This is a genomic window from Microbulbifer sp. TB1203 (assembly GCF_030997045.1).
Classification (GTDB): domain Bacteria; phylum Pseudomonadota; class Gammaproteobacteria; order Pseudomonadales; family Cellvibrionaceae; genus Microbulbifer.
The window spans coordinates 5184279-5205476 of the sequence record NZ_CP116899.1 but is presented as its reverse complement, the minus strand read 5'-3'; the positions used below and the strand labels follow the sequence as shown (position 1 = coordinate 5205476).

The following is a 21198-nucleotide window of genomic DNA, read 5'->3' as shown; positions in this document are numbered from 1 at the left end:
TTTCTCCTTGGGATGTGGCGGAGCTGGAGCCTTCAGCGCTCAAGGCAAACAGCTCCGCGGTCCCGGGGGGTCAGACTTCACCGCGTAGGGCGCGTTCAAATAGGTGGCTGTACTGTGCGGCGCCGAGGTGGATCGGGTTGCCGGACGCGGCGGCGTCCATTTCGGCCATGTGCCCTACCCTTTCGATATCCCCGTCGCCGATACCGATTTCTTCCAGGCTGGGGGGAATGCCGATTTCCGCGCGCAGGGCCAGCACCCAGTTGAGGACGCCGTCGAAGCCGGGGCTGTCCAGGTTCAGGTAGCGCGCCAGTTTTTCCATCTGCGGCGCTATGGCTTCGCGATTTTCCCGCAGCACGTAGGGCATCAGTATCGCGTTGAGCAGGCCGTGGTGTGCATCGTAGAGCGCGCCCAGGGAATGCGACAGCGCGTGCATGGCGCCCAGGCCGCGCTGGAAGGCAGTGGCGCCCATGCTGGAGGCCACCAGCATCTGCAGCCGCGCCTCCAGGTCGTAGCCGTCTGCCACCGCTCGCGGCAGATACTGCCGCACCAGCTCCATGCCCTCCAGGGCGATGCCCTCGGCCATGGGGTGATACGACGGCGAGCAGAAGGCTTCCAGGCAGTGGGACAGCGCATCCATACCGGTGGCTGCGGTGAGTCCGGGCGGCAGACCCAGGGTCAGCTCCGGATCGAGGATCACCAGCGCCGGCAGCATTTTCGGGTGGAAGATAATGCGTTTGACCTGCGCCTCCTCGTCGACAATCACCGAGGAGCGCCCCACTTCCGATCCGGTGCCGGCGGTGGTGGGCACCGCCACCACCGGTGCCATTCCGGCGACGTCCACCCGCTGGAAATTGTCCCCGATATCCTCGAAATCCCACAGCGGCCGCTGCTGCCCGGCCATCAGCGCCACGGCCTTGCCCGCGTCCAGCGCGGAGCCGCCGCCGAAGGCGATGACGCCGTCGTGGCCGCCGGCTTTGAAGACCGCTGTGCCGTCCGCCACATTCTGTCCGCTGGGGTTGCCCTTGACGGCGGAAAAGAGGCCTGCTTTCAATCCGCGGTCGCGGCACAGGGTCAGGGCATTTTCCACCATCGGCAGTGGCGCCAATCCCGGATCGGTCACCAGCAGCGGTGCGGCCATGTCCAACTCGCGACAGGCCTCCGGCAATTCGGCGATGCGGCCGGCGCCGACGCGTATGGCGGTGGGGTAGTTCCAGTTCGCGTGAAATCGGGTGATGTTCATATTCGAGTCTTTAAGTGAAAGGATTTCGGCCGGGTCAGGTGTTCGTAACCGATGCTCGACAGGGTGCAGCCGCGCCCGGAGTTTTTCACTCCGTTCCAGGCCAGGGCCGGGTCTAGGTAATCGCAGCGATTTAAAAATATTGTGCCCGCTTCAATGCGATCGCCCAGTGCTTCGGCCGCCTCCAGGTCTCGGCTGAAAATGGCGGCGGTGAGGCCGTATTCGCTGTCGTTGATCAGCGCCAGTGCCTCCTCGTCGTCTCGGACTTTCTGGATGCCCACCACCGGGCCGAAAGTCTCATCGCTCATCAAGCGCATGCCGTGGTGGACTTTCGTCAGAATCTGCGGCGCCAGGTAGGAAGTGCCGCGTTTATCCGCGGGGAAATCCGCTGGGTCGATATGCGCGCTGGCGCCCTGGGCAATGGCCTCGTCTATCTGCCCGCGCACAAATCCGCGGCTTCCGCGCGTACCAGCGGACCCAGGGTTGTTTCCGGATCATCGGGGCGGCCCAGCCGGTATTGCTTCACCAGTGCGATCGCGCGCTCGACGAAATCCTCGTACAGCGCCTCGTGCACATAGATGCGCTCTATGCCGCAGCAGGATTGCCCGGAATTGAAGAAGGCGCCGTCGATTGCGGTTTCCACCGCGTATTGCAGGTCGGCATCGGCGCGCACATAGGCCGGGTCCTTGCCGCCCAGCTCCAGGCCGACGCCGATAAAACGCCCCGCTGCCGCGTATTCCATCGCGGCACCGACCTTCACCGAGCCGGTGAAGGAGAGATGCTTGATTGCCGGGGACCCGACCAGCCGCTCTATATCCCCATGGTTCAGGTGCAGGTACTGGAATACGCCCCGCGGCAGCCCCGCCTCGACAAATGCCTCCACCATGCGCTCGGCGGCCAGGGGCGTCTGCGCCGAGTGTTTGAGCAGCACCGCATTGCCGGCCAGCAGCGCCGGCACCACCGCGTTTACCGCGGTGAGGTAGGGATAGTTCCAGGGCGCGATCACCAGTGCCACCCCCAGCGGTTCGCGACGGATAAAACGGACAAAGCCGGGCTTTTCCGGCAGCCGGATATCGGCCAGTGCTTCTTCGGCAATATCCGCCATATAGGTGGCGCGCTCGGCAAAACCGCGGATTTCCGAAGGGGCCTGGCGGATGGGGCGGCCCATCATCCAGCAGAGTTCTTCGGCGAGTTGGCTTTCTTTGGCGGTGAAGTTTTTGATCGCGGCGCGGGTGATGGCGATGCGCTCTGTTAATGGGATTTGTTTCCAGGCGGTTTGGGCTTTTTGGGCGGTGTCCAGTGCGGTTTGGATTTCGTTTTGCGACGCAAGGGGACGCTCTACGTACACGGAATTGTCGATTGGAGAGATGCATTGCAGTTTGTTCATTTCGATGACCTTCCACGGTTGGGCGAACACAAGGTTCGCCCCTAATTTCGTCATTCCGGCGCAGGCCGGAATCCAGGTGCCTTGGGACTGGATACCGGCCTACGCCGGTATGACGAGTCAATGGAACAGATTTAGGTCGAACCTTGTGTTCGCCCGTGGCGGGCCTGCGGCCCGCAAGCCGAACTGGAGCTCGGCGTTCCCAGGGGCGGAGCTGGAGCTCCGCGGTCCCGAGTCCCAATCAAATAATTTCGAAATAGCGATCCAGTTCCCAGTCGCTCACGTGGCGGCGGTATTCCCGCTCCTCCCACTCGCGGCTGGTGGCGAAGTGGTCCACGAATTCGTCGCCGAACAGTTCGCGCGCGGGTTTCGAGGCCTTGAAGCGCTGCGCCGCCTCCCACAGGGTGCGCGGCAGGGCCAGTTCCGGCGGGTGCTCCAGGGCGTAGGCGTTGCCGGCCACCGCCTCGGTGGGCTCCCATTCGTGCATTACGCCGTAGAGGCCGGAGCCCAGGGCCGCGGCCAGGGCCAGGTAGGGATTGGCGTCCGCCGCGCCCAGGCGGTATTCCAGGCGCTGCGATTTGTCGCTGCCGGGGATGGCGCGCAGCGCGGTTGTGCGGTTCTCCACCCCCCAGGTGGCGTCGGTGGGCGCCCAGAAGCCGGGTACCAGGCGCCGGTAGCTGTTCACTGTGGGCGCCATCAGGCACAGAAATTCCGGCATCAGCCGTTGTTGGCCGGCGAGAAAATGGCGCTGCAGCGCGCTCATCGTCTGCGGCTGCTCGGGGTTGTAAAAGGCGGATTTGCCGGAATCCAGGTGGCGCAGGGAGAGGTGGATGTGCCCGCTCTGCCCCGGATACTGTCCGGACCATTTGGCCATAAAGGTGGCCATCAGGCCGTTGCGCTGGGCCAGCACCTTCATAAAGGTCTTGAACAACGCCGCCTTGTCCGCCGCCGCCTCGGCACCGTCCACGGCGATGGCAGCCTCCAGCACCCCGGGGCCCGTCTCGGTGTGCAGCCCTTCCAGGGGGAAATCCATGCGCTCGCCCAACTCCAGGATCTGCCGGTGCAGCTCCGCATGCACCGAGTTGCGGATCACCGAGTAGCCGAACCAGTCGGGGGTGTAGGGCTTGAGGTTGCGGAAGCCCTTCTCCCGCGCGGAGTCCGGGGTTTCGTCGAACAGGAAGAATTCGTACTCCAGCGCCGCCAGGGGCTCAAAGCCCAGGGCCTGGCTCCGTTCTATCACCCGGCTTAACGTAGCGCGCGGGCACACCGCCCGGGCGCCCTGGTCGAATTCGGCAAGGAACAACAACATGCCTTCCTCGAAGGGGATCTCGCGGCAGCTGTGCGGCAGTATGCGCACCGGCGCGTCCGGGTAGCCGGTGTGCCAGCCAGTGTAGCGGGCGTTGTCGTAGAGCTGGTCCTTGACGTCCCAGCCCAGCACCACATCGCAGAAGGAGAAACCCTGCTCCAGCGCGGAGAGGAACTTGGCGCGGCTCATATACTTGCCGCGCATCACTCCGTCGTTGTCGAACAGGCCCACCTTGATGTGGCTGAGGTTGCGCTCCTCGACGATGGCCCGGGCATCGTCGAGTGTCTTTACCTCCCGTGGATTCAGCATCGATTCCCTCCGCCGCTATTGTCGTTATGGCTGGTTACAGGATAGCCCGAACCAAAGGATCTAAGGGCGCCGCTTTCAGCCTTATAAGACAAGGTTTATAATCCGCGCTCCCCAATTTCGCCCATTTTTCAGTCAGGACCAGCAATGAGCTTCGACAAGATCCCCGCAGGTAAGGACCTGCCCAACGATATCAACGTCATCATCGAAATCCCCGCCAACCACGATCCAATCAAATACGAGGTGGATAAGGATTCGGACGCAGTATTCGTGGACCGCTTCGTGGCCACCCCCATGTTCTATCCGGCCAACTACGGCTATGTGCCCCAGACCCTGTCCGAAGACGGCGATCCCCTGGACGTGCTGGTAGTGGCCCCCTACCCGGTGATAGTGGGCTCGGTGATCCGCTCCCGAGTGGTCGGCGTGCTGAACATGACCGATGAGTCCGGCGTGGACGCCAAGCTGCTGGCGGTCCCCCACACCAAGCTGACCAAACTCTACGACCACGTGCAGGAAATCTCCGACCTGCCGGAACTGTTGATCAAGCAGATCGAGCACTACTTCGAAAACTACAAGGCGCTGGAGCCCGGCAAGTGGGTGAAGGTGGAAGGTTGGGCCGACGCCGAAGCGGCACGTGCAGAAGTGCTGGCCTCCCGCGAGCGCTATCTGAAAGAAGAAGGCTAAGTTCCCTTAGCGCGAAAAAAAACCGGCCTCGGCCGGTTTTTTTGTGTCTGTCCTACGTCATTCCGGCGCAGGCCGGAACCCAGGTGCCACAGAACTGGATACCGGCCTGCGCCGGTATGACGACTCAACAGAGGTTTACCAAAAGGCACCGACAATCCCCGCGGTCAGCGCCAACAGCAGCACCGACAACACCCGATAGTTTTTCCACACCGGCTGCCCCTCCAGCGCGCGGGTCTCCTCGGCGAAACTCTCCGGCTTCCAGGTAAACACCAGCGCGCTCTCGGACGGCACCTGCGGACTCAACCTGCTCGCCACCACCAGCACCAGGACGCAGAACACAAACAGAGTTGGCGCCACATACAGGAAATGCAGGTTGAACAAGTCCCACACCTCATTGGCCAGGAACAGGCCGATACCCGCAAGGGTTCCCACCACCAGGGTCACTATCGCCCCATGCGCATTGGCACCGCGCCAGAAAAAACCCACCAGGAACAGCGCCAGCACCGGCGGCACGGCGTAGGAGAGTATTTTCTGCAGGTACTTGAACAGCGAGCCGAAGTTTTCGATCTGGGGCGCCCAGGCCACCGCCAATACCATGAAAATAAAGGTCACCACCTGGCCCACGCGCATCAGTTGGTGTGCGGTGAGCGACGGACGGAGCGGCTTGACGAAATCCATGGTGATCAGCGTTGAGGCCGAGTTGAGGGTGGAGTCGATCTGCGACATCAGCGCGGCGATAAAACCGGCCAGCACCAGCCCCAGCAGCCCCACCGGCAGCAGGTCGAACATCAGCGTGGGATAGACCAGATCCGCCCGGGGCAGATCCGGATAGAGAAGAATGGCAAAGGTGCCCGGCAGTACCATGATAAACAGTACCGGCAGCTTCAGCAGGCCGGCGAAGAGCACGCCCCAGCGGCCGTGGTCCAGGTTTTTCGCCGAGAGCACCCGCTGCACCATAAACTGATTGGTGCACCAGAAGTAAAAGCCCAGCAGCGCCACACCGGTGACCAGCCCCGGCCAGGGCACCCCGGGGTCGTCCGCCGGGCGGACCAGGCTGAGTTTGTCGGCCGAGACCTGGGCCAGCACATTCTCCCAGCCGCCGGCCTTGTCCAGCGCAAAAATGGTAATCACCACCGACCCGACCACCAGCAGCACCGCCTGGATGGTATCGGTGTACATCACCGCCGCAAGCCCGCCGCTGATGGTGTAAATACCCGCGACTATCGCCAACAGGGCGACCATCTGCCAGATGGGGAAATCCGGGAAGATCAGTTTCAGCACCAGCGCGCCGGCGTAGAGGCTGCCGGCGGTGTCCACGACAATATTGAGAAAGATCGTCAGCACGGAAAAGTAGCGCCGCGCGCGGTAATCGAAGCGCCGCTCGAGCATTTCCGGCATGGTGTAGAGGCCGGTGCGCAGGATCACCGGCAGGAAGAACACCGCGAAAAACACCAGCACCACCGCAGCCATCCACTCGTAGTTGTAGACCGCGATGCCGCTGCTGTAGGCATCGCCCGCCAGGCCGATCAGCGTGGTACTGGAGATATTGGAGGCGAACAGGGACAGGCCGATAAACGGCCACAGCATGGCGCGGCCGGCGAGGAAATAGTCCTCGGCGTTGTCGTGTTTACGGCTCAGGTAGAGACCGATGGCAATGGTGGCAACGAAGTATACACCGACGATGGTGAGGTCAATGCCGTGCAGGCCCAGGTCCGCGGTACTCTCAATCATCTCGTCAACTCTTCTTATGGTTTCATGGTTTCTTATGGTTATTCCACTGTGCGACCGGCCATTGGCCACCGCGTCATCGATTTTATTTTACAATAATAATTCACAGTGGTTTAATAAATCAATGAATTCCGGAGAGGGCGAAAAATTCCCCCAATAACAAAGAGTTACATTGCGAAACGCCCCGGATTAAACCAATTGAAAGCTCTCCAATCCACCCTTAAACTGAATTTTTGTGCGCACCACGGCCAGAGCGACCGGGAGACTGAAGCATGAGCAGGGGAAGCAATTCCAGCGGTTTGCGCCGCTATAACGAAAGGGTGTTGCTGGCCGCGTTGCGGCAGCGGGGGACGGCGTCCAAATCGGACCTGGCCAGGTCGGCCAACCTGACCGCCCAGGCGGTGACGAGGATCGTCGACGACCTGGAAGAGACCGGACTGGTGCTGCGGGAAGGCCGCCGCCTGGGCGGCAAGGGCCAGCCCTCCACACTCTACGCCCTCAACCCGCGCGGTGCCTACGCCATCGGAGTCAAAGTGGGGCGGCGCGGCGTCGAGGTGCTGTTGATGGATTTCGGCGGGCGGATACTGCACAAGCTGGAATATGAGCGGGAGATGCCGGGGCCGGCGTTTGTCCTCGAACACATCGAAAGCGGAATGGCGGAACTGGTCGCGAAGCTCAGCCCTCAGGAGACCCGCAAGCTGATGGGGGTCGGCGTGGCCATGCCCTGGTTTATGGGGGCCTGGAGCCGCGAGCTGGAAATAAGTCCCGAACGGGTGCGCGAGTGGGAGGAAGTCAACTTCGCCGAAGAACTGCAGGCGCGCACCAGCCTTCCGGTATTTTTCGAGAACGACTGCTCGGCGGCGGCGGCGGCCGAACAGCAGTTCGGCGACGGGGAGGACAATTTCCTCTACGTCTACCTGGGGACCTTTATCGGCGGCGGACTGATACTAAACGGCAACCTGGAGCCGGGCGTGCACGGCAACGCCGGCGCCCTGGCCTCCATGCCGGTGCCCCGATCCGGTCTGGATTCAGTACCGGCGCCGGCCGGTCCTTTCGATGCGCTCTACAACCGCGCGTCATTGTTCGGCCTGCGCCGGCACCTGAACGCCCACGGTATCGACCTGGCCTTTGTGTCGGACCTGGAAACGGTAATGGATACCGCCCGCCCCCTGGTGCAGGAGTGGATGGAAGACTGCGCCGATGCGCTGGTGTTCGCGCTCTTGTCGGCGGTGGGCATCCTGGATTTGCAGGCCATTGTGATCGACGCGGTGCTGCCGCGTTACCTGCTGGACGAACTGGTGGGCATGGTGTCGCGCCGTATGCGCCAGGCGGCCCAGGCGGACCTGTTCGTGCCGGTGATCCGCGCCGGGGCCCTGGGGGCGGACGCCGTAGCAGTGGGCGGCGCCATACTGCCCTTCTATTCGAATTTCGCACCGGATAAGACGGTGCTGTTAAAAGGCGGGGTGCCGGAGCGCGTGTCGGTGTAAGAGCCCCTCTCCCTCGTAGGATGGGCAAGGAGCGCAGCGACGTGCCCACGGCCTTGATGGGCACGCTCCGCTTTGCCCATCCTACAAACTGAGGAAGAAACTACCTACTCCTCCGCCACGAAAAGAATACCGAAGTTAGATGCGAAGGACCTGATGCCGGGGGAAGTTTGCGGGACCGTATGAGACAGGGATGTCGATTACGAGCGTACAGGGAAGTATTCACAGCGTGTCCCGCAAACTTCCCCCGGTAGCAGGGCCGCCACCAGCCCCTCTCCGGCGAGGGGGAGTAGTTACCCGAGGAAAATGCAATGGCGCTCGATCTGAAAGACAAGTGGATCTGGGATTTCTGGTTCGCAAAAGACGGGGAGGACTATCACCTGTTTTACCTGCAGGCGGACCGCGCTCTCGGCGACCCTGAATTGCGGCACTGGAACGTCAATGTCGGTCATGCGATATCACAGGACCTGCGCCACTGGACGCCCCTGCCCGATGCCCTCGCCCCCTCCTCCCCCGAGTTCCAGCCGGAAGAGCCCGCCGATTCCCTAACCACCTGGACCGGCAGTGTTATCCGCGACGGCGACCGCTGGCTTATGTTTTACACCGGCACCCGCCAATCGGAGAAGGGATTGATCCAGCGGGTCTGCCTCGCCACCTCGGACGACCTGATGCACTGGCATAAGCACCCGGCCAGCCCGGTGCTGGAAACCGACCCGCGCTGGTACGACACCCTCAACCTGGATCACTGGCACGACCAGTCCTGGCGCGATCCCTGGGTGTTCAAGGACGCCAATCGCGAGCTCTATCACATGCTGCTTACCTGCCGCGCCAATACCGGCGCGCCGGACGGGCGCGGCGCCGTGGGCTACGCCAGTTCCACCGACCTGATCCACTGGCAGGCGGGGCCGCCGCTGTTCGCGCCCGGCTGGTACGGCGAGATGGAAGTGCCGCAGGTGGCCTGCATCGGCGGCCGTCACTATCTGTTCTGCTCGGTCTCGGTGAAATACCACAGCCGGGCGCACCTGGCAGAGGGCGTCACCCCGCTGACCGGACTGAAGTACTTCCCCGGCGACGGCCCCCTGGGCCCCTTCCACACCGAGGGCTCGGGATTCCTCGGCGCGGATGCCCGGGGCAGTCTCTACGCCGGCCGGGTGGTCGAGGGGCCGGATGGGAACTGGTACTTGATGGCGTTTCGGAACCTCGACGGCGAAGGGCAGTTCGTGGGCGGGGTCAGCGACCCGCTGCCGATCGCGCAGGGGGCGGACGGCCAACTGTCTGTGGCCGGCGACTAACTTCTGCTCTTGGGTTCAAGCAATCTAGTGTATTGCACTTATTAAATAACAGTGATTTAATTAATAAAACCGGCACACCACCGGTCCGTCCGCCACCCGCGCGGGCAAGGATTTACAACGATAAAGAGATCCTTGAGGAGAATAACGATGAGAGAACAAGAAACAGTTCGCCGGGGAGGAAACTCCCGCGCCCGCAATCCTTTTGCCCCCCGCCTGCTGGCCCTGGCCGTCGCCGGTGCCCTCGTGCAGCCGGCCCTGGCCGATGACCTGCTGGAACTGGAAGAGGTGATGGTCACCGCCAGTCCCCGGCCCGTGTCCAAGATGGAGTCCAGCACCTCGGTCAGCTCAATGAATACCGACGACCTGGCCAACTATGCGCCCCGCTCCACCGCCGAGGCTTTCCGCAATATCCCCGGTATTCGCGCCGAGGCGTCCGGTGGCGAGGGCAATGCCAACATCGCCGTGCGCGGCCTGCCGGTGGCCTCCGGCGGCGCCAAGTTTCTGCAGCTGCAGGAGGACGGTCTGCCGGTGATGCAGTTTGGCGATATCGCCTTCGGCAACGCCGATATCTTTCTGCGTCTCGACTCCACTGTCGGCCGGGTGGAATCCATCCGCGGCGGCTCCGCCTCCACTTTTGCCTCCAACTCACCGGGCGGCGTGATCAACGTGATCAGCAAGACCGGCGAGGAGGCCATCGGCAGCGCCAGCGCCACCGTCGGTCTGGATTACGACAGCGTGCGCACCGACTTCGAATACGGCGGCCCCCTGGCGGATGGCTGGCGCTATCACGTCGGCGGCTTCTACCGCGAGGGCGACGGCCCCCGCGACGCCGGCTACACCGGCAACTCCGGCGGCCAGATCAAGGCCAACCTGACCCGCGAATTCGACAACGGTTACGCGCGGGTCTACTTCAAGCACCTGGACGACAAGGCCGTCAGCTACATGCCCATGCCCGCCAGGGCCGGCGGCGGCTCCATCACCGGCTACGACATCCTCGAGGACACATTGCAGACGCCGCTGCTGAAAACCAATCTCGGCATCGGCGACGACGGCAACACCCGCCGCAGTGATATCACTGACGGCATGCACCCCGTCTACACCGCCGTGGGTACTGAACTGTCCTTCGACCTGGGGGACAGCTGGACGGTGACCGACCGCTTCCGCAAGGCCTTTGTGGACGGCGGCTTCAACACCCCCTTCCCGGCGGAGATCGGCGACGCCCAGGGCATCGCCGAATCCATCGGCGGGGCCGGCGCCAGCCTGGTTTACGCCAACGGCTCCCAGGCCGGCACCGCAATTGCCGATCCCGGCGCCCTCAACGGCAACGGCCTGGCGATGCGCATGCACCTGTTCGATGTCGAGTTCAACGACTTCGGCAGCTACACCAACGATCTCAAGATCAGCAAATCCTTCGACAGCGCCACCCTGACCTTCGGCTATTACGCGGCCTCCCAGACCATCGACATGTCCTGGCTGTGGAACTCCTACCTGATGGAGGTCAAAGGTGACAAGGCGGCTCTGCTGGACGTAGCGGACGCCGACGGCAATCTGCAAACCGATAACGGCCTGCTCGCCTACGGGGTGCCCTTCTGGGGCAATTGCTGCACGCGCAATTACGACACCGAATACGATATCCGCGCGCCCTACGTCTCCCTCGAGTGGCTGCTGGGCGACCTCACCCTGGACGCCAGCCTGCGACACGACAGCGGCAGCGCCAACGGCTCCTACGCCGGCACCGTGCAAATGGTCGATGTGGACGTGAACGGCGACGGCACAATCTCGGTGCCGGAACAGAGCGTGTCTTTCGTGGACAACGAAAACGCCCTGCCGGTGGACTACGACTGGAGCTACACCTCCTACTCCGTCGGCGCCAACTATCTGCTCACAGAGGACCTGGCTGTGTTCGGGCGCCTCAGCCACGGCGGCCGCGCCAACGCCGACCGCCTGCTGTTCGGCCCCAACGTGCTGCCCGACGGCGGCCTCCTGGACGACGACGCCGCGGTGGACGAAGTGGACCAGGTGGAGACCGGGGTGAAATACCGGCGCGACAACCTGGGCCTGTTCGTAACCGCCTTCTACGCGGAAACCGAGGAGCAGAATTTCGAGGCCACAACCCAGACGTTCTTCGATCGCGACTACAAGGCGCAGGGCGTGGAGTTCGAAGGCTCCTATCAAATGGGCGATTTCAACCTCTCCGGCAGCGTGACCTGGACCGACGCCGAGATCGCCAGCGACAAGCTGAACCCGTCGCTGGTGGGCAACACCCCACGCCGCCAGGCGGACTGGATCTACGCGCTGACGCCGTCCTACACCACCGACCGCTACAGTGTGGGGGTAAATATCATCGGCACCAGCGACGCCTATGCGCAGGACAATAACGACCTGAAATTCGATGCCTATACCCAGGCCAACCTGTTCGCCAATTATTTCATCACCCCCGCGGTTTCCGTCAGCCTGAACGTGAACAACCTTTTCGACGAGGAGGGGCTCACCGAGGCGGAAGAGGGCTCGATGACCGAGAACGGTATTATCCGCGCCCGCTCCATCAACGGCCGCACCAGTTCGGTGACGTTCAAGTATGAATTCTGAGTTTGTCTCTGTTTGATACCACCGCTTGGTCCGGGCACACCCCAAGTGCCCGGTTTTTTTCCACCATATACTCTCAACAGGATTTTCGGGGTCTTTTTCACCATGTTACAGGTTGCTCAAAATGCACCGCTGCTGGCCGGCCTGGAAGCGGGCGGAACCAACTTCAACTGCGTGGTGGCCCGCGACCCTCACACGATTCTCGCGTCCGCCCGCATTTCCACCGGAAAACCGCAACGCACCCTGGAGGAAGTGCTGGCATTTTTTCACGACGCGCGCGCGGCGCGCGGCCCCTTGGGCGCAATGGGGATCGCCAGCTTCGGGCCGGTGGATAACAATCCGGCCTCGCCCGACTACGGCCGTATCCTGAAAACGCCCAAGTTCGACTGGGTGCAGGTCCATCTGTTGGACTGGTTTCGCGAAAAGTTGGATGTTCCGGTGCGCCTGGATACCGACGTCAACGGCGCCGCGCTGGCGGAACAGCACCTAGGGGCGGCGCAGGGCATCGACAATTTTATTTATGTCACCGTGGGTACCGGTATCGGTGCCGGCATTGTGATGGGCGGGCAACTGGTCAACGGCTTCACGCATACCGAAATAGGACATATGCGCATGTCCCGCAATGGAGAGCGGGACCCCTTCCCCGGTTGCTGTCCGTTCCACGGCGACTGCCTGGAGGGGCTGGCCTGCGGCCCCGCCCTGGAGCAGCGCTGGCAGCGCTCCGGCGCCGAGCTGCCGCCGTCCCACCCGGCCTGGGAACTGCAGGCGGATTACCTGGCCCAGATGTGCGTCAACCTGACCTATTGCCATGCGCCGGAGCGGATTATTCTCGGCGGCGGCGTGATGCAAAATTCCTTTTTGTTCCCGCTGATCCGCGAGCGCGTGCAACAGTTGCTGAATGGCTACGGGCCAGCCCCGGCGCTGGCGCATCCGGATTCCTATATCGTTCCCCCGGCACTGGGCGGCGAATCCGGTCAGTTGGGCGCTCTCCTGTTGGCACAACAGCAGCTCCATGGGAATCCGCCGGCCGCGTAGCGAAGGCTGTCCACGGTAACGGTGAAACCACTTCCTTGTAGGATGGCCACAAATCGGCAGGATTGCCGATGTGGACGCCACAGGCGCCCGCCAAGCGGGCGAGCGCCATGGATGGCGCGAGTTAACGGGGCGCAGCGACGTGCCCATCTTCCAGGCCCTGATGGGCACGCTACACTTTGCCCATCCTACAAAAATTGTCCTGCGCCTTACCTTAGTGCCATTGAGGTTTAGTCCAACTGCCAATCCGGCACCTGCACCGATACCGGCTGCCTGGACGAACGCTCGCTCTCCTCCACCAGATTTCCTTCGGCCGGTTTCAGGCTCAGGTGGGCCACGTCCACCTGCACCGCCTTCTTTCCGGCCCGCTCGTGCTCCTTGATCAGGTTGCCCTCCATCGGCGCCAGGCTCCAATCGGATTGCGTGGGGGGCGGGGGCGTCCGGGATTCTGTCACCTGCGGTGCAGGCGATGGTGGTGGGGCCGGAGCTGCCGGCTCGCCCTCGGCCTTTAAGCTGGACTGGGCGCCCAGTTTGGCCAGGGTCGCCTGCAGCTGTTCCGCCTGCGCTTTGCCCAGCCCTTTTTTGATCGCCAGCGGGCGGCCGCTGAACAGTTTCTCGATGGTTTCCGGGCCCGCCTTGAACAGGCGCGCCATGTTGGCCTTGACGTCGGCGGCGGTGTATCCGGGCATCAGGTCGCCGCGGAAAACCAGGCTGTATTTAGGTTGCGACATGGGCTTACCTCTTTTTTGTTGTTCTCAACTCAAGTTTCGGAGTTCGAGGCGCCTGCCGATGGCAAAAGCCGGGGCGGGGTGCGCCTTTCTGGGACTGTCTGCGAGAGGGACCTCGCAGACAAGCCTACAGGGACGTATTTACGGCGTGTCCCAGAAAGGCGCACCCCGTCCCGGCTCCCGGAACTGAACTCGAAACTCGAGTACTCAAGTAATTAACCGTCTGAGTCCAGGGTCTGGTCCATGGTATAGGCCGGCTTCTCCCCGGCGCGACCGACGACTCGGGCAGGTACGCCGGCCACGGTTCTGTGTGGAGGAACATCGCGCAGTACCAGGCTGCCGGCCGCAATCTTCACGCCCTCGCCGATTCTCACCGGGCCGAGGATCTTGGCCCCGGCGCCGATCATCACCCCGCGGCCGATTTTCGGGTGGCGGTCGCCGCCGCCACTGCCACTGCCACCCAGGGTGACCGAGTGCAGCATGGATACGTCGTCCTCCACCACGCTGGTCTCCCCCACCACCAGGCCGGTGGCGTGGTCGATCATAATGCCGCTGCCGAAGCGCGCCGCCGGGTGGATATCCACCGCGAACTGCTCCGACACCCGGCTCTGAAAATACAGCGCCAGGGTATGCCGCCCCTGCCGCCACAACCAGTGCGCCACCCGATGCGACTGCAACGCGTGGAAGCCCTTGAAGTACAGGAAGGGGGTCAGGTACTGGTCGCAGGCGGGATCGCGATCGTACCAGGCGCAAATATCCGCGCGCATGGCGCGGGAAATCTGCGGGTCGTCCGCCAGCGCTGCGGAGATGACTTCCTGCAGCGCGGTGGCGGTGAGCGCGCTGTGGTTCAACACCGAGGCCAGTTGATAGGCGAGTGCCCTGTCGAGGGATTTATGGCGCAGCACCGTGTTGTGAAAATAGCTGGCCAATACCGGTTCGTCTGCCGCCGCGGCGGTGGCCTCGGCGCGCATCGCGCTCCAGATATCCCGCTTTTCTATATCGCCGTTGATAGCCACTGTCCTCTTCAGTCTTGGTTGTAGGAGCGGATGGCCGCCCCCCGCTCCTACAAATTCATGGGAAATCAAAGTTGTCGGGATAACACTCCTCCGGCACCCATATAAACCGCTGGAATATGGACTCTATATTGCCGCATACCACATCGCCCAGCGCCAGCTCACAACTTTGCAACTGCGCCCGCAGCAGCTCCGGTGTCAGCAGCCGCTGCAGTTCGCGGGCGCGGGGTGCGTAGCTCAGGTGCCAGCGCTCCGGGGCCACGCCGCCGCGGTCTTCGGCGTAGGGGCGGAACAGCCCGTAGCTGCGACCGGCGACGATCTGCGCGTCCAACCAGCGGTGGAAAGGGCCGAAGATGCCATTGTCGGCGACCTCCTGCGGGCTCAGCTGCAGGCGGTAGTCCGCGGGCATCGCCGCCGCGTCCACCACATCGAAATCGGTGCCCCAGTGATGGCGGGAGGCGCCCGGCAGCGCCGACCAGCGCAATATAGCGAAGGCGGCCTGCTCTGGCGACAGCTGCGCCATATCCAGTGGCTCGCCGGCGCTGTCGAGTACCGGTCTGCTGCCCGCTACCTTGTTGTTCCAAATGGTGCGCTGGCGCTCGAAACTGCGGAAACCGGAAACCACCCGGGGATCGAAACCCGCCATCTGCGCATCCGCGCTCAGCCGTTCGAACGCCACCATTGCCTCCGGGTGCAGCAGCTGTCCGGAGCGCGGCTCGAGGATGACGTGTTCGTCGCCCAAGCCAAAAAGCATTTGCTGCAATGGCGCCTCCAGCATGTCATTCTCCTCGGTTGTCCACGGGCAAAGGTGCCAAACCCGACTACATTAGATACATCCCACGCATACAACCATATCATTGGGGATCGACGGATTCCCAAAGACCCAATAATCGCCAACATCGGGGCCTGTTGGCACTGAATTCGATAGCCGCGATTCAGTGTCAACAGGCCCCGATTTGGCCTTCGGTCGTTTTGTGCTATGTTGCCCGGCGCGGCTGCGGGACCTGCCGGGCGAAACGGAAGTACAACCAGTTAGGGATCAACTGCATGCACCCGAGTCAATCAGAGCTGTTACAACTGAAGAACCTGGGCCTCGCCTCTGTCAATATCCTCCACTCCATCGGTATCCGCTCCTGCGAGGACCTGCGCAGGGTCGGCCCGGTGGGAGCCTTTATCAGTATCCGCAACCGCGGCATCAACGTCTCCCGCGTACTGCTCTACGCTCTCCAGGGGGCGCTGCTGGACGTGCACTGGAACGAGCTGGACCCGGACCTGAAGGCGCGCCTGGCCAGCGAAGCGGACCGCCTGCTGTCCTCACAGGGCACCGAATAAGACCGTTGAAAACACTTCCGGCGGCCCTATCTACACTTTCCCTAAAGAAGTGTTTTGGAGAACGCCGATGTTGCGCATTGGTCTCTTTCTTCTGACCAACCTGGCGGTACTGGCCCTGGTTGGCATTATATTCAACTTGTTGGGAATACAGGGCATCCTCGATGCCAACGGTGTCGACCTGAACCTCCCCGGGCTGTTATTGCTGTGCGCCATCTTCGGTTTCGGCGGCGCGTTCATTTCTCTCCTGCTGTCCAAAACCATCGCCCGCGCCACTACCCGCACCCGGGTGATAGAACAGCCGCAGACCGCCGACGAGCAGTGGCTGGTGGACACGGTGCGCGAACTGTCGAAAAAGGCCGGCATCGGCATGCCGGAGGTGGGGATATTTCCCATGCCCCAGGCCAACGCCTTCGCCACCGGATGGAACCGCAACAGCGCACTGGTGGCGGTAAGTGCCGGCCTGCTGCAGCGCTTCAACCGCGACGAGGCGCGCGCAGTGATCGGCCACGAGATCGGGCACGTTGCCAACGGCGATATGGTGACCCTGGCGCTGATCCAGGGGGTGCTGAACACCTTTGTGATGTTCCTCGCGCGCCTGGTCGGCTTCTTCGTCGACCGGGTGGTGCTCAGGAACGAACAGGGCCTCGGCATCGGCTACTTCGTCACCTCCATCGCCATGGACATCCTGTTCGGCTTCTTCGCGATGATGATCGTAGCCTGGTTCAGCCGCCGCCGGGAGTACCGCGCCGATGCCGCCGGCGCCGGGTTGGCCAGCAGCGGGGCCATGATCTCTGCCCTGATGCACCTGAAGACAGAGGCGGAGGCGGGGCGCGAACAGCCCCTGCCGAGCAACATGAAGGCCTTCGGCATCTTCGGCAACATGGGCGCGCTGATGGCCAGCCATCCCCCCCTTGAGGATCGTATCGCGGCCCTGCAAAAATAGGCACCGAATCAACTGACTCTCACAAGTGCCATGAACCGATTCTTTTCCCTTCTGGCCGCCGGGCCGCTGCTGTTGCTGGCGGCCCTGGCGGCATCCGCCAACCCGCTGCCAACCTTTTCCACCGACGACGAGCGGAACACCATGCAGGTGTTCAACTTCGCCAGTCCCTCGGTGGTCTACGTCACCAACGAGACCCTGGTGCGCGACCGCTGGACGCTGCGCCTGCACACGGTGCCCAAGGGCGCCGGCAGCGGTTTTATCTGGGACAAGCAGGGGCACGTGGTCACCAACTTTCACGTGATCGAGGGCGCGCGCAAGGTCACCATCACCCTGCAGGACCGCAGCGAGTGGCCGGCGGAGCTGGTGGGCTCTGCAGCGGAAAAGGACCTCGCGGTATTGAAAATCGAAGCGCCGGAAGAGCTGCTCACACCGCTGGTGGCGGGCACCTCCGGCGACCTGGCGGTGGGCCGCAAAGTGCTCGCGATCGGCAATCCCTTCGGGCTCGACACCACCCTGACCACCGGCGTGGTCAGCGCCCTGGGGCGCGAGATACAGGCCGCCAACAACCGCACCATCCGCAACGTGATCCAGACCGACGCCGCGATCAACCCGGGCAACTCCGGCGGCCCACTGCTGGACAGCCGCGGCCGGCTGATCGGCGTCAACACCGCCATTTACAGCCCCAGCGGCGCCAGTGTGGGCATCGGTTTCGCTATCCCGGTGGATACGGTGAAGAAGATAGTGCCGGAACTGATCGCCCACGGCCGCCTGGTGCGCCCGGTGCTGGGAATCGAATCGGCCCCGGACCAGTGGGCCAGCCGCTACGGCTTCGAGGGCGTGGCGGTGCTGCGCACCGCGCCGGGAATGCCGGCGGAGCGCGCGGGCCTGCGCGGCGTCTACCGCACCAGCCGCGGCGGTTGGCAACTTGGGGACGTGATAGTGGCGGTGGGCCGGCAACCGGTGCGCAACTACGACGACCTGATGAACGCGCTGGAAAACCACCGCGTCGGCGAGGAGGTGGAACTGAGCTACCTGCGCGACGGGCAAGAGCATCGCACTTCCGTTACACTCGCGGCTCCATAATCACCGGCGGGCCTGGGGCTCGGCGTTCCCGGCGAGTCAAAATCCGTTATGCAGAAACATTTTCTTTGTCGTTACGATGAACTGACCGAGGGCCAATCCAAGGGGTTTTCCGTGGGCTCCTCATCTGAACAGGGCGCCGCGGGCACTGACAATGTGTTCGCGGTGATGAAGGATGGCGAGGTCTATGCCTACAGAAACCGCTGCCCCCACCAGGGGATCAACCTGGACTGGCAGCCGGACCAGTTCCTGGACCCGGAGGGGGCGCTGATCCAGTGCGCCTCCCACGGCGCGCTGTTCCTGATCGAGACCGGCGAATGTATCGCCGGCCCCTGCGCCGGCGAGGCGCTGATGCCGGTGCCAGTGGAGCACTCTCAGGAAGGCCTGTACGTATTATTGGCTGATTGATTACTACTCTGTAGGAGCGGCCGCTCCTATCAACTGAAGCGATTCAGCGAAAAGGAATCGCCTCGCGCAGGGCAATCTCATCGGCACTGACCCCCGCCCGGTAGGCAATTACCTCCACCCCGGCCGCCAGCGCCGAATCCAGGGCGGCGGCATAGCCCGGATCTATCTCCCGCGCCGCCGCCACCGTTTCGATTCCGGTGTGCTGCACGCAGTAGAAGAGCACCGCCCGCACGCCGCTCCCGGCGAGCGCCTGCAGTTCGCGCAGGTGCTTGGCGCCGCGGCTGCTGACCGCATCGGGGAAGAGCCCGCGAGCGCCCTCGGCGAGGGTGACATTCTTCACTTCCACATAGCAGTCGCCGGCCGGCCCTGACAGCAACAGGTCGATACGGCTGTTTTCGCTGCCGTAGCGCACCTCGCGGCGCAGGGTTTCATACCCCTGCAACTCCGCAACTATTCCCGCGCCAATCGCCTCCTCCACCAGACCGTTGGCACGCCCGGTATTCACCCCCGCCAGCGCCGCCTCGGGGGTGGTGGTGATTTCCAGGGTATGGCGGTACTTGCGCTTGAGATTACCGGAGTCCGAGTACCAGCAGGGAGTATTTTCCGCCCAGCAGTTTTTCATCGAACCGGTATTGGGGCAGTGAACGGTCATCAATTCGCCGGTTTCGGTCTCGATATCAGCAAGGAAACGCTTATAGCGGCGCAGCAGCGTCCCCCGCTGCAAGGGTGGATTAAACTTCACGGATGAGTACCTGCTGACAATCTGGGCGCCACAAAATACTACACCCGGCTGCGGTGTGGCGACCCCGGCTGTCCGTGGGGCTCCTGCATCCGCCGCACAACATTTTGTGGCGCGAACCGCAGAGATTTGATAGCTTCCTCGCTCTCGGTCGCCAGGGTGGTGCCTTTCGCTCAAAAAAGCACCAACCGGGAAGATTCCGACTAAGCTAGATTGAATTTGGTGGTGGTGCCCCCATATCCGGGGGCCCGTATACAACGAGAGGCAACGACTATGCCCAAAACTGCTGCGAGCACCGATTCTCTGCACGGCTTTGAGCCCTATAAGGAGAAGAAGGGCGAAGAGTATATGAATGAGAAGCAGCAGGAGCATTTCCGCAACTTGCTGTTGGCCTGGAAGGCCGAGCTGATGGCGGAAGTGGACCGCACCGTTTCCCATATGAAAGACGAGGCAGCCAACTTCCCGGACCCGGCGGATCGCGCCAGCCAGGAAGAGGAGTTCAGCCTGGAACTGCGCACCCGCGACCGCGAGCGCAAGCTGATCAAGAAAATCGATGCCACCATCGAGTTGATCGACCAGGACGACTACGGCTACTGCGAAGCCTGCGGCGTGGAAATCGGCATCCGCCGCCTGGAGGCCCGCCCCACCGCAACCCTGTGCGTGGACTGCAAGACGCTGGCGGAAATCAAGGAAAAGCAGATCTCAGGTTGACCGCCCCTACAACGCACAACTTGTGATGCAGAAAAGTACCCAAGCGCTGATGCGAAGACCCTGATGCCGGGGGCTTTGTGTCAGACCTTTCACGGCCATGGATGGCCGTGGAGAGCGTACAGGGACGTATTCACAGCGTGTCTGACACAAAGCCCCCGGCAGCAGGGTCGCCACTGAGCTACCCAAGAACCAACTGTTGAACTCTTCTCACTCTTACGTCGGACGCTTCGCCCCCTCCCCCACCGGACCGTTGCATTTCGGCTCCCTGGTGTGTGCCCTGGGCAGCTACCTGGACGCCGTGGCTCACGGCGGGCACTGGCTGGTGCGTATGGAGGACCTGGACCCCCCGCGGGAGGAACCCGGCGCCGCCACGCGCATCGTCAAATCGCTGGAGGCCCACGGCCTGCACTGGCACGGCCCCCTGGAGTGGCAGAGCGGGCGCCACAAGCTCTATGAAGCCACCCTGGCGGAACTGGCGGCGAGGGAACTGATCTACCCCTGCCGCTGCTCCCGGGCACAGATCCGCGCCGCCGGCGGGCACGACAACGCCCGCTGCCGGGGTACCCGGGAGGAACAGGGCCCCAGCGCCCTGCGACTAATATGCGCCGGCGGCGAGGAGCACTTCGTCGACCTCTGGCGCGGCGCACAGACCCAGGCGATCGCCGAGGACACCATTCTCAAGCGCCGCGACGGCCTCTACGCTTACCAGTTGGCGGTGGTAGCGGACGATATCGACCAGGGTGTGACCCATATCGTGCGCGGCGCCGACCTGATCGATACCACTGGCGCCCAGCAGTTGCTGTTCCGCCTGCTGGGCGCGCCGCCACCGCAGTTCGGCCACCTGCCCCTGGTGATGGGGCCCGCGGGCCAGAAGCTCAGCAAGCAGAATCACGCCCCGGCGATAGACGACACACGCGCACCGGAAAACCTGTGCGTCGCACTAGGCTTTCTCGGCTTTCACCCACCCGAAGAACTGGCGCGGGAAGAGCCGGAACATATTCTCAAGTGGGCCGCGGCGCGCTGGCAGCGCCACCAAGTGGATATGCGCGATCGGCAATTGCGCTGAGGCCCTTCGGCAATTAACATTTTCCCGCCAATTTTGTGGTATTGAGAAATACCCTGTAGGAGCGGTCCGGCCGGGAGCGGCCCATGGCCGCGATCGATTTTTCCGGGTGTGAAGTGGGTGGGCCTGCGGCTCCCCCCTC

At 63.1% G+C, this 21198-nt stretch carries 18 protein-coding genes and 1 pseudogene; 11 read left to right on the top strand and 8 right to left on the bottom strand.

Annotation, left to right across the window (positions count from 1 at the left end):
- Positions 1 to 70 precede the first annotated feature (70 nt).
- The 3 genes and pseudogenes from PP263_RS22050 to PP263_RS22040 all read right to left on the bottom strand — a co-directional run bounded on the left by PP263_RS22050 (position 71) and on the right by PP263_RS22040 (position 4236).
- Positions 71 to 1240, bottom strand: coding sequence for an iron-containing alcohol dehydrogenase (locus tag PP263_RS22050; protein ID WP_308366229.1), 1170 nt, complete (start codon positions 1238 to 1240; stop codon positions 71 to 73).
- Positions 1237 to 2624: pseudogene (locus PP263_RS22045) on the bottom strand (aldehyde dehydrogenase family protein). The gene PP263_RS22050 and the pseudogene PP263_RS22045 overlap by 4 nt, the downstream one beginning before the upstream one ends.
- Positions 2625 to 2862: 238 nt before the next feature.
- Positions 2863 to 4236 (bottom strand): glutamine synthetase, encoded by a 1374-nt coding sequence (locus PP263_RS22040; RefSeq protein WP_308366228.1) that lies wholly within the window; start codon positions 4234 to 4236, stop codon positions 2863 to 2865.
- A 144-nt stretch (positions 4237 to 4380) separates the two neighbouring features.
- Between PP263_RS22040 and ppa the strand changes: the two genes are divergently transcribed.
- Positions 4381 to 4917, top strand: coding sequence for an inorganic diphosphatase (gene ppa / locus PP263_RS22035; RefSeq protein WP_183456153.1), 537 nt, complete (start codon positions 4381 to 4383; stop codon positions 4915 to 4917).
- 135 nt (positions 4918 to 5052) lie between these two features.
- Here the strand turns inward: ppa and PP263_RS22030 are convergent, their stop codons facing one another.
- Positions 5053 to 6648: a sodium:solute symporter gene (locus PP263_RS22030; RefSeq protein WP_308366227.1), complete on the bottom strand. Its 1596-nt coding sequence runs from the start codon at positions 6646 to 6648 to the stop codon at positions 5053 to 5055.
- 269 nt (positions 6649 to 6917) lie between these two features.
- On the opposite strand from PP263_RS22030, the gene PP263_RS22025 reads away from it, so the two are divergent.
- The 4 genes from PP263_RS22025 to PP263_RS22010 all read left to right on the top strand — a co-directional run bounded on the left by PP263_RS22025 (position 6918) and on the right by PP263_RS22010 (position 13042).
- A complete protein-coding gene (locus tag PP263_RS22025) occupies positions 6918 to 8132 on the top strand; it encodes an ROK family transcriptional regulator (protein WP_308366226.1) in 1215 nt (404 codons plus the stop codon).
- 308 nt (positions 8133 to 8440) lie between these two features.
- Positions 8441 to 9421 carry a hypothetical protein gene (locus tag PP263_RS22020; RefSeq protein WP_308366225.1) on the top strand — a complete coding sequence of 327 codons (981 nt, stop codon included), beginning with the start codon at positions 8441 to 8443 and terminating at the stop codon, positions 9419 to 9421.
- Positions 9422 to 9568: 147 nt separating this feature from the next.
- A complete protein-coding gene (locus PP263_RS22015; protein WP_308366224.1) occupies positions 9569 to 12010 on the top strand; it encodes a TonB-dependent receptor domain-containing protein in 2442 nt (813 codons plus the stop codon).
- A 102-nt stretch (positions 12011 to 12112) separates the two neighbouring features.
- Positions 12113 to 13042: an ROK family protein gene (locus tag PP263_RS22010; protein WP_308366223.1), complete on the top strand. Its 930-nt coding sequence runs from the start codon at positions 12113 to 12115 to the stop codon at positions 13040 to 13042.
- Positions 13043 to 13269: 227 nt separating this feature from the next.
- Here the strand turns inward: PP263_RS22010 and PP263_RS22005 are convergent, their stop codons facing one another.
- The 3 genes from PP263_RS22005 to PP263_RS21995 form a co-directional block, all read right to left on the bottom strand.
- Positions 13270 to 13770 carry a hypothetical protein gene (locus PP263_RS22005; RefSeq protein ID WP_308366222.1) on the bottom strand — a complete coding sequence of 167 codons (501 nt, stop codon included), beginning with the start codon at positions 13768 to 13770 and terminating at the stop codon, positions 13270 to 13272.
- A 212-nt stretch (positions 13771 to 13982) separates the two neighbouring features.
- Complete coding sequence (gene cysE / locus PP263_RS22000) at positions 13983 to 14738, bottom strand: serine O-acetyltransferase (protein WP_308368661.1); 756 nt, start codon at positions 14736 to 14738, stop codon at positions 13983 to 13985.
- A 100-nt stretch (positions 14739 to 14838) separates the two neighbouring features.
- A complete protein-coding gene (locus tag PP263_RS21995) occupies positions 14839 to 15558 on the bottom strand; it encodes a M15 family metallopeptidase (protein WP_308366221.1) in 720 nt (239 codons plus the stop codon).
- A 269-nt stretch (positions 15559 to 15827) separates the two neighbouring features.
- Here PP263_RS21995 and PP263_RS21990 point away from each other — a divergent pair, with 269 nt between their 5' ends.
- The 4 genes from PP263_RS21990 (at position 15828) to PP263_RS21975 (ending at position 18543) form a co-directional block, all read left to right on the top strand.
- On the top strand, positions 15828 to 16112 hold the full coding sequence (locus PP263_RS21990) for a TfoX/Sxy family protein (RefSeq protein WP_308366220.1): 285 nt from the start codon (positions 15828 to 15830) through the stop codon (positions 16110 to 16112).
- A gap of 67 nt (positions 16113 to 16179) precedes the next feature.
- Positions 16180 to 17055, top strand: a complete 876-nt coding sequence (gene htpX, locus PP263_RS21985) for a protease HtpX (RefSeq protein ID WP_308366219.1) — start codon at positions 16180 to 16182, stop codon at positions 17053 to 17055.
- Positions 17056 to 17085: 30 nt separating this feature from the next.
- On the top strand, positions 17086 to 18138 hold the full coding sequence (locus PP263_RS21980; protein WP_308366218.1) for a trypsin-like peptidase domain-containing protein: 1053 nt from the start codon (positions 17086 to 17088) through the stop codon (positions 18136 to 18138).
- Between the two features lie 48 nt (positions 18139 to 18186).
- Positions 18187 to 18543, top strand: a complete 357-nt coding sequence (locus PP263_RS21975) for a Rieske (2Fe-2S) protein (protein WP_308366217.1) — start codon at positions 18187 to 18189, stop codon at positions 18541 to 18543.
- A 43-nt stretch (positions 18544 to 18586) separates the two neighbouring features.
- Here the strand turns inward: PP263_RS21975 and sfsA are convergent, their stop codons facing one another.
- A complete protein-coding gene (gene sfsA, locus PP263_RS21970; RefSeq protein ID WP_308366216.1) occupies positions 18587 to 19285 on the bottom strand; it encodes a DNA/RNA nuclease SfsA in 699 nt (232 codons plus the stop codon).
- A gap of 270 nt (positions 19286 to 19555) precedes the next feature.
- Here sfsA and dksA point away from each other — a divergent pair, with 270 nt between their 5' ends.
- Positions 19556 to 19993 (top strand): RNA polymerase-binding protein DksA, encoded by a 438-nt coding sequence (dksA, locus tag PP263_RS21965; protein ID WP_183456181.1) that lies wholly within the window; start codon positions 19556 to 19558, stop codon positions 19991 to 19993.
- Between the two features lie 196 nt (positions 19994 to 20189).
- Positions 20190 to 21059, top strand: a complete 870-nt coding sequence (gene gluQRS, locus PP263_RS21960) for a tRNA glutamyl-Q(34) synthetase GluQRS (protein WP_308366215.1) — start codon at positions 20190 to 20192, stop codon at positions 21057 to 21059.
- The last annotated feature ends 139 nt before the right edge of the window (positions 21060 to 21198 follow it).